This window comes from Nocardia sp. 852002-20019_SCH5090214, assembly GCF_001665865.1.
GTDB lineage: Bacteria > Actinomycetota > Actinomycetes > Mycobacteriales > Mycobacteriaceae > Nocardia > Nocardia nova.
This window is the reverse complement of record NZ_LZMK01000037.1, coordinates 34,621-52,692: the sequence shown is the minus strand read 5'-3', so window position 1 is coordinate 52,692 and position 18,072 is coordinate 34,621. Positions and strand designations below refer to the sequence as shown.

Sequence of the window (18,072 nt, the reverse complement as noted above, 5' to 3'; positions counted from 1 at the left end):
GACTTACGTAACGCAGGTCACAAGTCTTTGACGCCCCGAAAGAGCGGGTGATTAATTGTCTCGGGACGCAACAAGGAGGTTGTCGGTGTCGCCATTGCCGGGATCGGATCGAATCCGCGCCGCACGCACCAAGCTCGAGGCGGGAAATGCCCTGTTCGCGGCGGTGCGCAAGGATCCGCGCATCGCGCGTGACCTGATCGCCGGCCTGATCGGCGCCGCTCGATCGCACTCCGCCCCGGCGGCCACACCGGCCGAAGAGGCAGACGGTTATCTCACGCCCGCCGGTGTGAGCGACTACGCCCGGTCCGCACATGCCCGCCGCGGCATTCGGGTGGCACCCGATGCCGTGGCAGCCTATCTCTCGGATCTGAACCGGCTGGCCGACTGGTTCACCCTGCACGCCGGCTGGCGGGGCGAGGCACCCGGCGCTGTGCGCGAGTGCCTGACGTTCACGCAGCAGGCGCTGGTGATGGGCATCCCCGCCGAGTTGCGCTGGACGGTCGTCGAGGCCGGCGAGCGCGGTTTCGCGCTGCGCGGCGAGGGTCCGCAGGGAGTGCGGCTGGGGTATTGGCTGACCGTCGCCGGCGCCGGCGACGAGGCGACGGTGTACTTCGATGCCGGGCTCGGCGGCCCGCCGGTCGAGGGCCCGCTGGGCGCGTCGGTGGCCCGCAGCCTCGGTGAGGCGATGGAGCAGTCCCTGGCCCGGCTACCCGACGCGATCGCCGCGGCCGGACCGGTGAAAAAGCGTGCGGCACAGCCCATTCGACATCGTGCCTCGGGCACCGAGATCGATCCCCGGACCCCCGTGCTGGTGGGCGTCGGGCAGATCACCCAGCGCACACCGGATTCCGGTTACGGCGATCCGGCCGCGCTCGCGGTGACCGCGTTGCGGCGCGCCGCGGCCGATACCGGCGCCGGAGAGGACCTGCTGCGCCGCGCGGACGCGGTGTTCGCGGTGGCGTGCACGTCGTGGCAGTACCGGGATATGGGGGCGGTGATCGCGCAGCGCCTGGGTGTGGGCGATGTCGACACCGCGCAGTCGAGTCCCTTCGGCGGCGACGGCGGTCAGCTGGTGATCAACGAGGCCGCGGCGGCGATCGCGGCCGGTGAGTACGACATGGTGCTGGTCACCGGCGCGGAGGCCGGAGCCACGCAGGCCGCCGCGCAGCGCGCCGGTGTCGAGCTGTCGTGGCCGCAGCAGGGTTCCGAGGTCGCGCCGACCCGCTCGATCGGCATCGACAAACCGGCCAACAATCCGGCCGAGACCGCGGCGGGCCTGATCGCGCCGATCAACATGTACGCCCTGCTGGAGTCGGCGAACCGGCATCGGCTGGGCCGCAGCCCCGGCGATCACGCCGAGGCCGTGGCCGAACTCTGGTCGCGGCTGTCGGCGGTGGCGGCGCGCAACGAATACGCCTGGCAGCCCGAGGAATTCGACGCCGACCGGATCGCCACCCCCGGTCCGGACAATCGCATGGTGTCCACGCCCTACACCAAACTGGAATGCGCGAATCTGACCGTCGATATGGCCAGCGGCATCGTGGTGTGCAGTGCCGCGGCCGCGCAGGAGGCCGGAATCGCGCAGGACAAGTGGATCTTCATCCACGCCGGCGCGTCCGGGCACGACGAGTGGTTCACCAGTGAACGCGCCGAACTGGCGGCCTCACCGGCGATCGCGACGCTGGGCCGGGCGGTGCTCGAGCACAGCGGCATCGGCGTCGAGGCGCTGACCCACGTGGATCTCTACGCCTGCTTCCCGGTGGCGGTGCAGATCGCCGCGCGCGAATTGGGGCTGGCGATCGACGATCCGGCGCGTCCGCTGTCGGTGACCGGCGGGCTGACCTTCGGCGGCGGTCCGGGTAACAACTACGGCGGCCACGCGGTGGCGACGATGGTGGCGCGGTTGCGCGCGGAACCGGGCACCTTCGGCCTGGCGAGTTCGCTGGGCTGGTACGTCACCAAACACGCTCTGGGCGTGTACTCGTCGCTGCCGCCCGCCCGGCCGTACCGGCATCTGCGCCCGATCATCGAGAATCCGCCGGCTCGCCCGGCCCGCAGCACCCACGACGGGCCCGCGGTGGTGGAGGCCTACACCGTCTCCTACGCTCGCGACGGGCAGCCGGAAGCGGCGATTGTGAGCCTGATCGAACCCGCGGGCGGCCGGATTCTGCTGCGCAACACCGATTCCGAGCTGATCGCGCAATTGGTCGACGGCGATCTGCTGGGTTTGCCGGTGATGGTGTCCGGGCACGACATCAGCGTCGAGGGTCGCGAGCGGGTGGAGTTGCCGGCCCCGCCCGCCCCGCCGGTGCTGGTGGAGCGCCGCGGCCCGGTCACGATCATCACCTTGAACCGCCCGCAGGTGCGCAATGCCGTCAATCTGGCCACCGCCCTCGGGCTGGAACGGGCCCTGGACGCCTACGAGGCCGATCCGTCGGCGCAGGTCGCGATCATCACCGGCGCGGGTGGATACTTTTGCGCCGGAATGGATCTCAAGGCCGCCTCGCGCGGCGAGACGCCGATGACCGAGAAGCGCGGCCCGCTCGGTATCACCGCGAAACCACCGGTGAAGCCGTTGATCGCGGCGGTCGAGGGACCGGCCCTGGCCGGTGGCTGCGAACTGGCGCTGGCCGCCGATCTCGTGGTGGCAGCACAGGATTCGACGTTCGGGATCCCCGAGGTCAAACGCGGACTGGTGGCCGTCGGCGGTGGCGTCTTGCGGCTGGCGCAGCGGTTACCGCGGGCGGTGGCGATGGAGCTGGCGCTGACCGGTGATCCCATCTCCGCCGAACGCGCGGCGGCACTGGGACTGGTCAATCAGGTGACCGAATCGGGGAAGGCCCTCGACGCCGCACTGGAGCTGGCGCAGCGGATCGCGGTGAACGCGCCGCTGAGTCTGGCGGCGAGTAAACGCATCATCGACGAATCACCGGACTGGTCCACCGATATCGCGTTCACGCGCCAGCTCGAGGTGTCGGGCAGTGCGCTGTCGTCGGAGGATGCGGCCGAGGGTGTGCTGGCGTTCGCGCAGAAGCGCACGCCCGAGTGGAAGGGCCGCTGAGCAGCGCGATCAGGCGGTCAACGCAGTGTAGGCGCCGGCGTAGAACACCGATTTGATCGATCCCAATGTGCCTTGGTCCTTGGCGCCGAGCGGGGCCAGCAGCGCGGTGGCGATCTCGACCTCCGTGCCCGCGGCGGCGGTGGCGTCGACCAGGCCGTATTCGTGGGCTTCGGCCCCGCCGAACCGTCGTCCGGTGAGCACCGCGGCGGTGATGGCTTCGGCCGACAGCTTGGCCTGCACGAGCGCGGCCAGCGCCGGGGTGAACGGCACGCGGATGTCGACCTCGGGGAAGCAGAAGTAGCCACGATCGGCGCGCATGACCCGCTGGTCGTGCGCGAGGGCGAGCATCGCGCCGGCGCCGAAGGCATGACCGGGCAGGGCCGCCACACTCGGCACCGGCAGCGTGAGCACCCGCGCCAGCAGCCCCTGCACCTGTTCGACGTACCACGGGGCGCGCTCGCCGTGGGCGCCCAGCCACTCCAGGTCGAGTCCGTTGGAGTAGAACTTGCCGCTCGCGGTGGTGATCAATCCGGTGGCGCCATCGGCGAGCACGGTGTCGAGGTGAGCGTTCACGGCGGCGAGGAACTCGGGTGAGAAGCGGTTCTCGACGGCGCCGAGGTCGAGGACGGCGACGGTGTCACGGTAGGTGAGAGCGGGGGACATCGGATCTCCTTCGGTGCTTCGTTGGTAGCCGGTTTGTGGTGTGGGGGTCAGTGTTTCGGTGGAGGTCCGGCGCTGACGGCGGCACGGACGGCGGCCCGCAACCGCATCCGGGTGTCGGGGTCGGCGAGGCGGTCACGCGACAGCAGCAGCGCGGTGGGCAGATCGACGATGCAGGCGGTGATCACCTCGACCGCGCGCCGGTCCTCGCGCTGCCACAGGTGCGCCGACAACCGCCGCATCACCGCGACGAGCCCGCGGTGCTGTGCGCGCACCTCGGCGGCCACACTCTCGGGCAGCTCCGCGGCGAGCACCTCGTCGTGCCGCAGCATCGTCACCAGGCGGGACGAGGCCGGATACCGTGCGGCGAACTCCGCGGGCGCCTCGGCCGCGCGCACGACCGCCTGCACGGCGGCCTCGCTGCCGGATCCGTCCGCCAGCGCCTCGTCGACGAGTTCGTTCTGCACGTCCAGGAACCGGTGCGCGGCGCGAATCCACATGCGCGCCACCAGTTGCGCGCGCGAGCCGAAACTGTGGTAGATCGCCCCGTTCGACATGCCGCTGGCAGCCGCGACCGCGCGAATCGTCACGGCGGGCACACCCGCGGCCACGGCGAGCGCTTCGGCATGGTCGAGAACGACATCGAGGTCGTGGATGCGGGGGCGGGGCACGACCTCACCATAACAGAGCAATTGCTCTATTACTCGGTGGTGTGCGCCACACGATCGCGACCGGCACAGCACACCGACAGCGCGCGATCGAGGCGCTCCGTGAGGTCCGAGGCGCTGCGCGGCGGAGAGCGCGCCGGTAGTGTCGCGCTCATGTGTGCCGCACTCTCGCCCGACCGATTCCGCACCGCATTGGTACTGGGCGGCGGCGGTCCCGTCGGGATCGCGTGGATGGCGGGGGTGATGGTCGGATTGCGTGCCGCCGGGATCGATCCCGCGCGCGCGGACCGGATCGTGGGCACGTCGGCAGGGTCGGTGGTCGGTGCGGTGCTCGCGGCGGGCGGGGATCTGGAACACCTGGGGGCCACCCGGTCGCCGGGCGGCGAATCGTTCGCACCGGATCCACGCCGACTCGCCGAGATCTTCTCATTGCGAACCACCCCCGGCGACGCGCGCGAAATCCGCCGCCGCATGGGCGAATTGGCGCTGGCCACCGAGGCCGGAGATCCCGACGCCCACGTCGAACGGATCGCCCGGCTGGCCGGTGTCACCGAATGGCCGGAGGCCGACCTGCGCGTCACCACGGTCGATATCGGCACCGGCGAACTGCAGGTGTGGACCCGCGACACCGCGGCGACGTTGCCGCAGGCACTGGCCGCGAGCACCTCGGTCCCGGGCGTCTTCCCGCCGATCCCGATCGGTGAATCCCGCTATTTCGACGGCGGTGTGCGCTCGGCCCTCAATGCCGACCTGGCCGCCGGCGCGCAGATCGTGGTGATCATGGAACCGCTGGCGCACATGTTCCCCCGCACCCGCACCGATCGCGCGCACGGCGCGGAGACCGAGATCTCCATCGCCCCCGATGCCGAGGCGGTGGCCGTCTTCGGCATCGACGTGTTCAACCCGGCCGCGCTGACCCCTGCCTACGAAGCCGGGTTGCGCCAATCCGCCGATGCGGCACGGCAATTGGTCGACGTCGGATTCGACGCCTGAGTCAGCTGCCGACCGCGCCCAGCCCGTGCTGCGGCAGCTCGGGCAACGCCGCGCGGTAGAGCCAGCTGTCCCACAACTCGCGCAGCGGGGCGGGGCTGTAGTGGCCGGCGAGGTCGGTGAAGTCCTCGGCGGCGACGGTGCCGTAGCGGTGCCGGGCGGTCCAGTCGCGCAGCAGGGAGAAGAAGGCGTCGTCGCCGAGGCGCAGGCGCAGCGCATGCAGGGTGAGGGCGCCGCGTTTGTACACCCGGTCGTCGAACATCGACGCCGGCCCGGGATCGCCGATCACGAGATCCTGCGCGGACCGGGCGAGGTTCTGGCGGGCGGCGCGGGCCAGCTGGTCGGCGCTGGGTCCGCCGCCGGCCTGGGACCAGATCCATTCGGCGTAGCAGGCGAAGCCCTCGTGCAGCCAGATGTCGCGCCACTGCCGCACGGTGAGGCTGTTGCCGAACCACTGGTGGGCCAGTTCGTGCGCGATGAGCCGTTCCGCGCCGCGCTGCCCGTCGCAGTGGTTGGCGCCGAAGATCGACAATCCCTGTGCCTCGATGGGGATTTCGAGCTCGTCGTCGGTGACGACGACGGTGTAGCCGGGAAACGGATAGGGCCCGAACCGGCGCTCGAATTCGGCCATCATCTGTGGTTGCCGAGCGAAGTCGTGGTCGAAGGCGATGCGCAGCCGCGGCGGTAGCACCGCGGTCATCGGCACCTTCGTGAGGCGTCCGGCGTCGATGCGGTGGGCGCGATAGGGACCGATCTGGATGGTGGCCAGATAGGAGGCCATCGGCTCGGACTGCTCGTACACCCAGGTGGTCTGGCTGGATTTGGTGGTGCGAGCGGTCAGCACGCCGTTGGCGAGCGCGTGATACGGGGAGTCGGTGGTGATCGATATCCGGTAGCTCGCCTTGGAGCTGGGGTGGTCGTCGCACGGGAACCAGGACGCCGCGCCGTTGGGCTGGCTCGCCACGAGCACACCGTCGGTGAGTTCCTCCCAGCCGACCTCACCCCACGGCCCGCGCACGGGTTTCGGGGTGCCGCCGTAGTGCACGACGATCGACAAGGCCGCGCCGGGCGGGACCTGGCGCGCGGGTGTGATCGTCAGCTTCCCGCGGGTGTGGGTGTATTTGGCGGGTTTGGCGCCGTTGACGAAAACCTTTGCCACACTCAGTGTTTGCGACAGATCCAGCGCGAACCGCGGCTGCACCGCGGTGGTCACCGCCGTGATGGTGGCCCGCCCGGTCAGCCGGTTGGCGGCGACCTTGTACATCAGGTCCAGTTCGTAACGCGAGACCCGATAGCCGCGGTTGCCGTTCTGCGGCAGATAGTCGTCGATCGGCGCCTCGGCGCCACCTTTGCCCAGCTTCACCGACGACCTGCCTTCACTTACCGCGCCGGGTATCCGGCCACGGCGCAATCGGATTGCCCTGCCACCGGGTCGACGCGGGGACGGTGTCCCCGCGCATCACCAGCGACGCCGGGCCCACGGTCGCACCGGCGCCGATGCGGGCCGCGGGCAGTGCCACGCAGTGCGGGCCGAGGGTGGCTCCGGCCTCGAGGGTCACGCTGTCCATGGACATGATCCGATCATGGAACAGATGTGTTTGCACGACACAGCCGCGTTCCACCGTCGCTCCGTCGCCGAGGCTCACCAGATCGGCCTCGGGCAGCCAGTACGATTCGCACCACACTCCGCGCCCGATGCGCGCGCCGAGCCCGCGCAGCCAGATGTTCATCACCGCGGTGCCGGTGGCCGCGCGCGCGAACCACGGCGCGGCAACGGTTTCCACGAACGCGTCGCACACCTCGTTGCGCCACACGAACGAACTCCAGAGCGGATGTTCCACCTTCCGGATACGTCCGACGATCAACCATTTCGCCGCCACCGCGCACGCACCGGCCGCGGCGCCGGCGATCAGCAGCACCACACCGGAACAGAGTGCGGCCAGCCAGTATCCGGGCCCGGAGGCCAGCCAGGCCAAGGCGAACAACACACCGAGCCCGATGCCGAAGCTGAGGATCACCGGGATCAGCCGGCAGGTCTCCACCAGCGCGCGCGCCAGTTTCAACCGCAGCGGCGGATCGAAGGTGCGCGCGGTGTCGGAATCGCCGGCGGTGCGGCGCAACCGCACCGGCGGGCTGCCCAGCCACGACGAACCCGCCTTCGCCTTCTCCGGAGCCGCCGACAACACCGCCACCAAACCGTTCTTGGGCACCCGCCGTCCGGGCGCGGTCATACCGGAGTTACCCAGAAAGGCCCGCTTTCCCACCTTGGCGCCGCCGATGTGCATCCAGCCGCCGCCGAGTTCGTAGCCGGCGATCATGGTGTCGTCGGCGAGGAAGGCCCCGTCGGCGACCTTGGTGAATTTCGGCAGCAGCAGCACCGTCGACGCCTCGACGCCCTTGCCCACGTCGGCGCCGAGCAGCCGCAGCCACAGCGGAGTGAGCAGGCTGGCATACAGCGGGAACAGGAAGGTCCGCGCGGAGTCGGTGAGCCGTTCGGTGGCCCAGGCCTGCCAGCCGACACGACTACGCACGGGGTGGTAGCCCTCGGTCAATCCGATCGCGAGCACGCGGATCGCGACGACGGTCACCACAGCGAAGACCGCGAGCACGATCAGCGCGGCCACCGGCAGCACCAGCATCGCGTGTGCCAGCGCCCCGGTCAGCGTTGTTTCGTCGCGGATCCACCAGGCCAGCAGCAGTCCGCCCGCGGCCAGGGCGAACACCGGCAGCGCCGACAGCAGCATCGAGGTGACGCCGAAGACGAGCACCCAGTGCAGTGCGCGCGGCGGTGTGCCGGCGGGCCAGCGATGTTCGGCGGGACCGACTTTCACCGCGGGCGATCCGGCCCAGCTCTGGCCCGCTTTCACCTTCCCGAATACCGCCGAGCCCGGTTCCACGACGGCGTTCTTGCCGATCACCGCGCCGGGCATCACCGTGGAGCGGGAACCGACCACCGCGCCGGGCCCGATGCGGATTTCCCCGATGTGCACGAGGTCGCCGTCGATCCAGTATCCGGCCAGGTCCACTTCGGGTTCGACGCTGCAGCCGTCGCCGAGTTCGAGCATCCCGGTGACCGGCGGCAGCGTGTGCAGGTCGACGCCGCGCCCGATGCGTGCCCCGAGCGCGCGGGCGAACGGCACCATCCACGGTGCGCCGGAGAGGTTTTCCGCGCCCGCGGCCTCGGCCATCCGCACCGCCGTCCACAGGCGCAGATGGACCGAGCCGCCGCGTGGGTAGCTGCCGGCTCGCACGCCGCGCAGCAGGATGCGGGCGCCGGCCACGCAGATCGCCATCCGGCCGGGCGGTGAGATGAACAGCACGAATCCGGCCAGCGCCCACCACCACGACAGTCCCGGCATCCACGGCAGCGCACCGAAGCGGGAGGCGATGTTGGTGACCACGCCGAGCCAGGTGAGCCATTGCAGGCCGGTGAGGGTGGTCAGCGGCACCGAGGCCAGCACCTGGAACCATTGCGCGCGCCGCGGTGTCGGGGTGACGTGGCGGGTGGGCGCTTGTTCGGTGGGGGCGGCGGCGTCGATGAATTCGGCCAGCGCGCCGAGGCGCGGATGATCGTAGAGGTCGGCGACGGTGATCTGCGGCAGCCGTTCGCGCAGCGCGGTGACCAGCTGCGCCGCCGACAGCGAACCGCCGCCGAGGTCGAAGAAGTCCGAGTCCAAGTCGTCGACATCGGCGCCGAGCACCGAATGCCACAGTCCCGCAAGCCAATACGCGGTGCCGTCCAAACCCGCGCCGGGTTCGCCGTCGGCGCCGGGCAGCGGCCACGGCAGCGCGTCACGGTCGACCTTTCCCGATGTGCGCGTGGGTAATTCGTCCAGCACGGCCAGCCGGGGCACGAGGGCCGCGGGCAGTCGTTCGGCGAGCAGTTCCCGCGCGTGCGACAGGTCGATGCCGTCGTCGCCGGTGGACAGGTAGCCCACGAGGATCGGGGTGCCGGTGGCGGTGGTGCGCACGGCGGCCGCGGCGGCGGTGACGCCGGGCAGATGTTGCAGCGCGGCGTCGAGTTCGCCGAGTTCGATCCGCCGTCCCCCGACTTTGACCTGGTCGTCGGCGCGGCCGAGGAAGATCAGCCCCGCGGGGTCGTTGCGCACCATATCGCCGGAGCGGTAGGCGCGCTGCCATCCGAGTGTCGGCATCGGCGCGTACTTCTCGGCGTCCTTGGCCGGGTCGAGGTAGCGGGCCAGCCCGACGCCGCCGATCACCAGTTCACCGGCTTCCCCTTCGGCGACCGGTGTGCCGCCGGCGTCGACGACGGCCAGATCCCAGCCGTCCAGCGGTAATCCGATGCGCACCGGCGGCGCGCCGGTGAGCTGTGCCGCGCACGCCACCACGGTGGCCTCGGTGGGGCCGTAGGTGTTCCACACCTCGCGGTCGTCGCTGCCGGCGAGCCGCTCGGCCAGTTCCGGGGGCACCGCCTCGCCGCCGAAGATCAGCAGCCGCACCGCGTCGAGCGCTTCCGGCGGCCACATGGCGGCCAGGGTGGGCACCGTGGACACGATGCTGATCTCGCGGCGCACCAGCCAGGGCCCCAGATCCATCCCGCTACGTACCAGCGCCCGCGGCGCCGGCACCAGGCACGCGCCGTGCCGCCACGCCAGCCACATCTCCTCGCAGGACGCGTCGAAGGCCACCGACAGTCCGGCCAGCACCCGGTCGCCGGGCCCGATCGGGTCCTGCCGCAAAAACACTCGCGCTTCGGCGTCGACGAATGCGGCGGCGTTGCGGTGGGTGACCGCCACCCCCTTGGGGGTTCCCGTGGAGCCGGAGGTGAAGATGATCCACGCGTCGTCGTCGATCGTGGGGCCGGGCGCGTCGCGATCGGCCGGCGCGTGGTTGCCGTCTCCACGCGGGTCGGTGCCGTCTCGGCCGACGGCGGTGTCGTCCGCGCGCACGGCGGTGTCGTCTCGGCGCACGGCGGTGATGCCGTCGGCAGTGACGACGGCGGCGACCGCGGCCTCGCCGAAGACCAGTTCGGCGCGTTCCTCCGGGTCGTCGGCGTCGACGGGGACGTAGGCGGCCCCGGCGCGCAGGACGGCGAGGATGGTCACATACAGCCGTGCGGTTCCCGAGGGGATCCGCACTCCGACCCGGTCGCCGCGCCGGATGCCCGCCGCCCGCAACTCGGTTACCGTCGCGTCGATCGCCGCGAGCAACTCCCGATAGGTCAGTACCTCCGTGCCGTCGTCGACGGCATCGGCGTCGGGGTGCGCGTGTGCTGTTTCGGCGAGGATGTCGACCAGTGTGCGAGGCTGCGCCGCGGCGGCGCCGCGCAGCAGCGGCGAGGCGGGAGCCTGCGCGGTACGCCGGCCGGAGTCCGGGTCGGCGACCTCGGTCCCGTCGGTTTCGGCCACCGCCGAGGCGGAGGGGCCGGCATCTGCGCGGGTTCGGGAATCCGTCGCGGTCTCGGAGCTCATCGGAGCTTCGGGGTCCGTCGCGGTCTGGGAGTCCGTCGAGACCGGGGAGCCCGCGGACGCTTGGGAGTCCGTCGAGACCGGGGAGTCCGCAGAGGCTGTGGGTTCAGGGGGCTCACCATTCGTGTCGCTGCCCGAGGGCGCGGTGAGTGGCGCGCCGGTAGCGCCCGCGCCCGACTGCGAACCGACGATCACGTTGCTGCCTGCCTCTCCCGTTCCCGGCTATCGGACGTCCGGTTCTCTCACATTGGGGTTACCGTTGCGCAAACACCAGCTGTCCGGTTCACGCGCGTCCGGGCCGCCACAGCCCCCGACGATCGCACCGTCGGCCCGCCCTATTGTCCCAACACAACCGCACGTGGGCTCTCGCGGGGGCGACGGGCGCGTTCGCCCGCGATATGCCGAGGTCTCGCCGACCACGCACTGCCTCCTGCGAGCGCCCGGTCAGCTGTCGACGTGTACGTGCGGGCGCTGATTCGGATCGGCGACAGCGCGCCGCAGAATCTCCCGGGTCACCGGCGCGACCTCGCCCTCACCGACGAACAGGAATTTCAGCAGGTTGAGCAGCGGATTGCCCTCGGTCCATTCGAAATACACGTGCGGATTCATGCCGGTGCGATCGCGTATCGCGAGCAGGATCGCGGCGATCGAGTTGGGCACCGCGGCGGCTTCGACGGAGAGGATTTTGTAGCAGTCGATCTCGACCGCGCCGACGTTGAGGTCGGTGGAGAATTCCGAGGCGTCCTTGACGATCACCTCGAGGAACAGGATCGGCTCCTTGGCGGGGATGTGGCTTTCGATCCGCTGTTCGGCTTCCTTCTGCCGGTAGTCGTCGGGCCGGCGGGCGTCGACGTCGTCGAGGTCGTGGGTGACGATGCGGATGGTGCCCGAGGCGGCGATCTTGTCGATGAGCCAGGCCGCCTTGTCGTCGAAGTCGACCTCGATGGCCCGCAGCTCGAACGCGCGCCGCGCCCGCGACACGAACGACACCACGATGATGGCGATGATGAACAGCGAGGCCAGCTGCACGCCCTCGGGGCGTTCCACGATATTGGCGATGGTGGTGTAGACGAATACGGCCGCCACGGCACCGAATCCGAAAACCTTGCCGCGCTGGCGTTTTCGTGCCGCGGACAGGGTGACGGCGACGGCGGCGGAGGTGATCAGCACGAGCACACCGGTGGCGTAGGCGCCGCCCTGGGCGTCGACGTCGGCGTCGAAGTACCAGGTGATGCCGAAAGCGATCACCGCGAACACCAGCACCAGCGGACGGGTGGCGCGCGCCCATTCCGGCGCCATGCCGTAGCGGGGCAGGTACCGCGGCACCAGGTTGAGCAGTCCGGCCATGGCCGAGGCGCCGGCGAACCACAGGATGGCGATGGTGGAGATGTCGTAGACGGTGCCGAATCCGTTGCCCAGATACTCGTGGGCCAGATAGGCCAGCGCGCGGCCGTTGGCCGATCCGCCGGATTCGAATTCGCGTTCCGGGATCAGCACCACGGTGATGAAGCTGGTGACGATGAGGAATGCGCTCATGATCAGCGCGGCCGTGGTCAGCAGTTTGCGCGCGCCGCCGATCCGCTGCTCCGGATGCTCCTCGGTGTCGCCGGGGCCGCCTTTGATCTGCGGCATCACCGCCACACCCGTTTCGAAACCCGAGAGTCCGAGCGCGAGTTTGGGGAAGACGAGCAGCGAGATGCCCACCATCGCGAAGACGCTGCCGTGCTGGGCGGTCATGGCGTGGCCCCAGTCGACGACCAGGTGCGAGGCGGTGGCGACCTTCCACACCCCGACGACAGCGACCACCAGGTTCAGCGCCAGGTAGACCCCGACCAGCCCGATCGCGATCCGGATCGCCTCGGCGAATCCTTTGAGAAAGATCGCGGCCAGCAGTGCCAGCAGGGTGAGGGTGATCGCGAGCCCGTGCCCGTGCAGCGCCTGCGGCACGAACGGATTCTCGACGATGTGGGCGGCGCCGTCGGCCGCCGACAGCGTCATGGTGATCACGAAGTCGGTGGCGGCGAATCCGAGCAGGACGAGGATGAACAGTTTGCCGGTCCAGCGGGGCAGGATATCGGCGAACATGGCCAGCGAACCGCCGCCGTGTGGAGATTCGCGGGCCACTCGCCGATACACCGGCAGCGCGCCCAGCAACGTCAGCGCGACCAGCACCAGCGTCGCCAGCGGGGACAGCACGCCGGCGGCCAGCGCGGCGATGCCGGGCTGATAGCCGAGGGTGGAGAAGTAGTCGACACCGGTCAGGCACATCACCTGCCACCACGACCGTTGATGCTGCTCTTCGGCCTGCTTCACCATCGGGCCGGGATGGCGGGAGTAGCGGTCCTCGTCGGCGCCCTGCAGCAACCAGTCCGTCAAAGCCGAACGCGGTCGTCCGGTGGCGGTGGCGGTCACGTGATCCCCCTCGGGAGCATCTGTCCGGGCATCCCGGAGTCCAGCGATATCCGCGTCAATGTACGTGGGCCGCCACCGCAGCCACGCAGACCGGATGTCGTGCACGACAGCACAAAACGGCAAATCAGACACGCAATCCGGCAAATCCGGCGCAGGACCGGCCGATGACTCCCGTTCACCGGCCGCGTCGCGCTGTGAGGGGAGTCACCCACCCCGATATCATCGCAGGTGGATCCCACCGACCGAGCCGGCCGCGCTGCCCGCGTCCGGTTTGCCGGACCACCCACCGGGTACCCGAGTGTTTCGTGTCCCACGTCGCGGCATCGCGGCCGGGCGCGCAGCAACCGAAAACAGGTGAGGAGGAGCGCGCGTGAGCACCAGCCTGCCGCACGCCCAGCAACGACGTTCGGTGGCCGCCGCGGCCATGGGCAACGCCACCGAGTGGTACGACTACGGCGTCTACGCGGCCACCGCCTCCTATCTGACCGACGCGTTCTTCCCCGGCTCGCTGGGCACGCTGGGCACGCTGCTCGGTTTCGCCATCTCCTTCGTGCTGCGCCCGATCGGCGGCATGGTGTGGGGCCCGCTCGGCGACCGAGTCGGCCGCAAACTGGTGCTGGCCACCACGATCCTGCTGATGGCCGCGGCCACGGGCTGCATCGGCATCCTGCCCACCCATTCGGCGGTGGGTATCGCCGCGCCGATCCTGCTGATCCTGCTGCGCGTCGTGCAGGGATTCTCGACCGGCGGCGAATACGGTGGCGCGGCCACCTACATCGCGGAATCGACCGATGAGCGCCGCCGCGGATTCCTCGGCAGCTTCCTCGAATTCGGCACCCTGTCCGGATTCGTCGGTGGCTCCACGGTGGTACTGATCCTGCAGGTTCTGCTCTCCGACGACGCGATGCAATCGTGGGGCTGGCGCATTCCGTTCCTGCTGGCGGTGCCGCTGGGCCTGATCGGCTGGTATCTGCGTAGCAAGCTCGACGAATCGCCGGTGTTCACCGAGGTCGCCGAGCATCAGAAGGCCCAGGGCGGGCTGCGGGTGCTGCTGCGCGACTACCGCCGCGAACTGCTGACCATCGCCGGACTGGTGGTCGCACTCAACGTCGTCAACTACACGCTGCTGGCGTATCAGCCGACCTATCTGCACAACACACTGGGCATGGGCGATTCCGAGACCACGGCGATGGTGCTGGTCGGCCAGATCGTGATGGCGCTGGTGCTGCCGGTGTCGGGTGCGGTCTCCGACCGGGTGGGTCGGCGGCCGATGTGGCTGGTGTCGCTGGTGGGGCTGGCGATCCTGGCCATCCCCATGTACTGGCTGATGGCTCAGGGCGCGGTGTGGGCGATCGTCGGCTTCGTCGTGCTGGGCCTGCTCTACGTTCCCCAGCTGTCCACGATCTCGGCGACCTTCCCGGCGATCTTCCCGACGCAGGTGCGGTACGCGGGATTCGCGTTGGGCTACAACATCTCCACCGCCGCGTTCGGCGGTACCGCACCGCTGATCAACGAGTCGGTCATCGACGCCACCGGCTGGCATCTGTTCCCCGCCTACTACATGGTGGGCGCGTGCCTGGTCGGCCTGGTGGCCTGGTTCTTCCTGCGCGAGACCGCGGGCGTCTCGCTGGCCGGCACCGAGGTTCCCGACGCGGCCGACGAGGAACCGGTTCCGCAGCCCAGCTAGAGCTTCCGGAGCTTGCCTAGGTCCACCGCTTGCGGCGGATGCCGCGCTCGTGTGTGATCGAGCGAGCCCGCACGCGGCAGGGCACGGCCGGGAAGGAACGACGAGTCCAGATGCTCCCACTGGAGTCCGGTGATCCGGCGACCATCGGCCCCTACCGTCTGCTCGGGGTACTCGGCTCCGGCGGAATGGGCCGAGTCTATCTGGGCCGCAACGCCGGTGGCCGCACCGTCGCGGTGAAGGTGGTGCGACCGGATCTGTCGGATGATCCCGAGTTCCGCACCCGGTTCCGGCGGGAGGTGGCCGCCGCGCGGCGGGTGACGGGCGCGCATGCGGTGCCGGTGTTGGACGCCGATGTGGAGGCGGAGCGGCCGTGGCTGGCCACCGGGTACGTGGCGGGGTTGTCGTTGCGCGAGGCCGTGGACTCGTTCGGGCCGTTGCCGGAATCGGCGCTGGTTCCTCTGGCCGCGGGCCTGGCGCGGGCGCTGGCCGATGTGCACGCGGCCGGGGTGGTGCACCGCGATCTGAAACCGTCCAATGTGCTGCTGACTCTCGACGGGCCGCGGCTGATCGATTTCGGTATCGCCCGCGCCGCCGACGACGACGGCACGCTGACCACGACCGGCAAGGTGATCGGTTCGCCGGGTTATATGGCGCCGGAACATATTTCGGGCGATGCGCCGGTGGGGCCGGCGGTCGATGTGTTCGCCCTCGGCGGGGTGCTGGTGTATGCCGCCAGCGGCAGTGGGCCGTTCGGTTCGGGTGATTCGATCCCGATGCTGTGGCGGGTGATGCAGGAACCGGCGCGCCTTGATGGCCTGCCGGCGGCGTTGCGTCCGCTCGCGGGAGCATGCCTGGACAAACAACCCGGTAATCGCCCGACGCCAGCCGAGGTCGAAAGGCAGTGTGTGGCATTGGGTGACGCCCGGTCGGGGTGGTTGCCGGGACCGATCCTGGAGGCGATCAGCCGTCAGGCGGTGATGCTGCTGGATCTGGATTACGGTCCGGTGCCGAACGTTCCGCCGGTCACGCCGCAGAGCGCGCCCGACCTTCCCTCCACGCTGATCGGCTCCGGCGCCGTAGGGCACCCGCACACGCCCGTGCCGCCGACCGAGGCGTCACCGCCGACCGTACGGCGATCGCTTCCGGGCGATGCGGGCCGGTCATCGACCTTCACCCCCGGCCACTTCCCGAACACCGGTATGCCCGGGCGGACGGGTTCGTGGCCCGGCGCGCCGTCGCAACCGTCCGCACCATGGGATCCCCACGGCTACACCCAGGCCGGCGCACACGCTGAAAGCCCTCCCGCACACAGCAATTCGTCGCGGCGCCGGTTGGTGATGATCGGATGCCTGGCCGTGGTGTTGGTGGCGGCGGCGGTGATCAGTGCCACGCTCGCCTTCCGCAGCGCGTCATCGGATCGGCCGGCGTCTGCTCCCGGTACCGAAACCTCGGTCGAGACCGAGGACACGTCGGCTCCGGAGGCCACCGCCGCCGAGACGACAGTCGCGGGAAGCGAGTTGGCGGCGCTGCCCGCCGATTACGCGGGCACCTGGAAGGGCACCGCCACCGACGGGCTGGCCACCTACGACATCGTCGTCACCCTGCGCGCGGGCGCGGTGGGCACGGAACTGGGTACGGCGAGCAATACCGGCCGGACCAGTGGTCTCACCTGCCGGCGCGCCGAAACCCTCACCTCGGCGAGCGATTCTGCGATCACGCTGCGGGCCCGCTTGGTCTCGGGCGCGACCTGCATGGACGACGGCCAGTCCTCCACCCTCACCCTGAACCCGGACCACACCGTCGCCTATTCGATGACCGGCCCGATCGGCGCCATCACGGGAACACTGCGGCGCCAGTGAAACCGGCTGCGGCACAACGGTTGTCGCCTCGGCCGTCTCATGACGGCAGGCGCACCACCGCGATCGCCGGTTCGCTGAGGCTGCCCAGGTACAGGGTCCCGTCGGTTTCGGCGACGCCGGTGACCATCGCGTACCGGTCGGGTTCGCGTTGCAGGTCGTGGACGAGGGTGCCGTCGAAGTCGTAGGCCTGTACCCAGACGGTGCGGGCCGGTTTGGGCTGCAGGGCCGGTGGGATGGCGCGCACGAAGCGGCGCAGCACACCGGGCAGCGGAAGCAACGTGTCCAGCACCGGGTTTCGCGGTGTGACGAGCGCGGCCCAGACGAGGCCGTCGCTGCCGAGGCCGAGATTGTCCGGGCAGCCGGGCAGGTTCTCCACCAGATGGTCGGTCTCGCCGGCGCGGGGGCCGGTGAGGTGGTGGCGGGCGATGCGGTAGCCGCCCGTTTCGGCGACCAGCACACAGGAGCGGTCGGAGGCCAGGACGATCCCGTTGGCGAATTGCAGTCCGTCGACCAGGGTTTCGACCCGGCCGTCGGGGCAGCGGCGGAACAGCCGGCCGGTGCCGGAGTGTTCGAGGATGTCGCCCATGTAGTCGTCGAGCGGGTAGCGGCGGCTGGATTCGGAGAAGTACACGGTGCCGTCGGTGTCGGCGACGACGTTGCTGGCGAAGTTCAGCGCTACGCCGTCGACCCGGTCGCACAGGGTTTCCACGGTGCCGTGCGGGCGGTCCAGGCGCAGCAGTCCGCGCTCGGCGTCGCAGATCAGCAGCGATCCGTCGGCCTCGGCGTGCAGGCCCAGCGGCCGCCCGCCGGTGTGGGCGATCTGCTCGACCGCACCGGTGGCCGGGTCGACCGCGAGGACGGCGCCGTCGGCGATGCCGGTGACGACCCGCCCGTCGGGTGCGAGCACCACATCCTCGGGACCGTCCCCGGGCAGTTCGAGCAGCCGCAGGTCGGGCATGGGCGGATCGCTGTGCGGGGCGCGCGCCCGGGCGGGCGCCGGCGGGGGAGTCCACCGGGTCGGCTGGAAAGACATGACTCACCATATCCACCGGGCGGCGGTCCCGAGGCGTCACCACCTCCGGCGCAGGCGGGTGATCACCCCGGTGTCGGCGGGCAGGCCCGGCGGTCGGTGGTGCACAGTAGTCGCCGCGCCGAGCGGGTCGATGGAATCACCTCGAGCGCAACGGGTTACGGCCTTCCCGCCCGGCCGTACAGTGCCCGGTGATCATCAGCGCCGGCGAGCACGTCGATGCGCTGTCGGCATGTGGCGGCGCCGGCGCGTGGTTCCGCCGGTCCTGGTTTCGGT

10 protein-coding genes are annotated in these 18,072 nt (G+C 70.4%); 4 read left to right on the top strand and 6 right to left on the bottom strand.

Going from position 1 to position 18,072, the window contains the following annotated elements; translation table 11 throughout:
- Positions 1–85: 85 nt before the first annotated feature.
- Positions 86–3,061, top strand: a complete 2,976-nt coding sequence (locus tag A5780_RS04370; protein ID WP_064907776.1) for a crotonase/enoyl-CoA hydratase family protein — start codon at positions 86–88, stop codon at positions 3,059–3,061.
- 9 nt (positions 3,062–3,070) lie between these two features.
- Here the strand turns inward: A5780_RS04370 and A5780_RS04365 are convergent, their stop codons facing one another.
- Together A5780_RS04365 and A5780_RS04360 are read right to left on the bottom strand one after the other, a co-directional pair.
- Positions 3,071–3,724 (bottom strand): enoyl-CoA hydratase-related protein, encoded by a 654-nt coding sequence (locus A5780_RS04365; protein WP_064907775.1) that lies wholly within the window; start codon positions 3,722–3,724, stop codon positions 3,071–3,073.
- A gap of 47 nt (positions 3,725–3,771) precedes the next feature.
- Positions 3,772–4,392 (bottom strand): helix-turn-helix domain-containing protein, encoded by a 621-nt coding sequence (locus A5780_RS04360; protein ID WP_064907774.1) that lies wholly within the window; start codon positions 4,390–4,392, stop codon positions 3,772–3,774.
- Between the two features lie 150 nt (positions 4,393–4,542).
- Here A5780_RS04360 and A5780_RS04355 point away from each other — a divergent pair, with 150 nt between their 5' ends.
- Positions 4,543–5,382 carry a patatin-like phospholipase family protein gene (locus A5780_RS04355; RefSeq protein WP_064907773.1) on the top strand — a complete coding sequence of 280 codons (840 nt, stop codon included), beginning with the start codon at positions 4,543–4,545 and terminating at the stop codon, positions 5,380–5,382.
- A gap of 1 nt (position 5,383) precedes the next feature.
- Here A5780_RS04355 and A5780_RS04350 read toward each other — a convergent pair whose 3' ends face one another.
- The 3 genes from A5780_RS04350 to A5780_RS04340 all read right to left on the bottom strand — a co-directional run bounded on the left by A5780_RS04350 (position 5,384) and on the right by A5780_RS04340 (position 13,124).
- A complete protein-coding gene (locus A5780_RS04350; RefSeq protein ID WP_064903571.1) occupies positions 5,384–6,742 on the bottom strand; it encodes a M1 family metallopeptidase in 1,359 nt (452 codons plus the stop codon).
- A 13-nt stretch (positions 6,743–6,755) separates the two neighbouring features.
- Positions 6,756–10,811, bottom strand: a complete 4,056-nt coding sequence (locus tag A5780_RS04345) for a Pls/PosA family non-ribosomal peptide synthetase (RefSeq protein ID WP_082976275.1) — start codon at positions 10,809–10,811, stop codon at positions 6,756–6,758.
- Between the two features lie 441 nt (positions 10,812–11,252).
- Positions 11,253–13,124: an amino acid transporter gene (locus tag A5780_RS04340; RefSeq protein WP_231982850.1), complete on the bottom strand. Its 1,872-nt coding sequence runs from the start codon at positions 13,122–13,124 to the stop codon at positions 11,253–11,255.
- A gap of 520 nt (positions 13,125–13,644) precedes the next feature.
- On the opposite strand from A5780_RS04340, the gene A5780_RS04335 reads away from it, so the two are divergent.
- Entirely contained in the window at positions 13,645–14,907 is a 1,263-nt protein-coding gene (locus A5780_RS04335; protein WP_063016801.1) for an MFS transporter, read from the top strand.
- Positions 14,908–15,017: 110 nt separating this feature from the next.
- A complete protein-coding gene (locus A5780_RS04330; RefSeq protein WP_064907798.1) occupies positions 15,018–16,766 on the top strand; it encodes a serine/threonine-protein kinase in 1,749 nt (582 codons plus the stop codon).
- 37 nt (positions 16,767–16,803) lie between these two features.
- Here A5780_RS04330 and A5780_RS04325 read toward each other — a convergent pair whose 3' ends face one another.
- Positions 16,804–17,799 (bottom strand): SMP-30/gluconolactonase/LRE family protein, encoded by a 996-nt coding sequence (locus tag A5780_RS04325; protein ID WP_231982847.1) that lies wholly within the window; start codon positions 17,797–17,799, stop codon positions 16,804–16,806.
- Positions 17,800–18,072 lie beyond the last annotated feature (273 nt).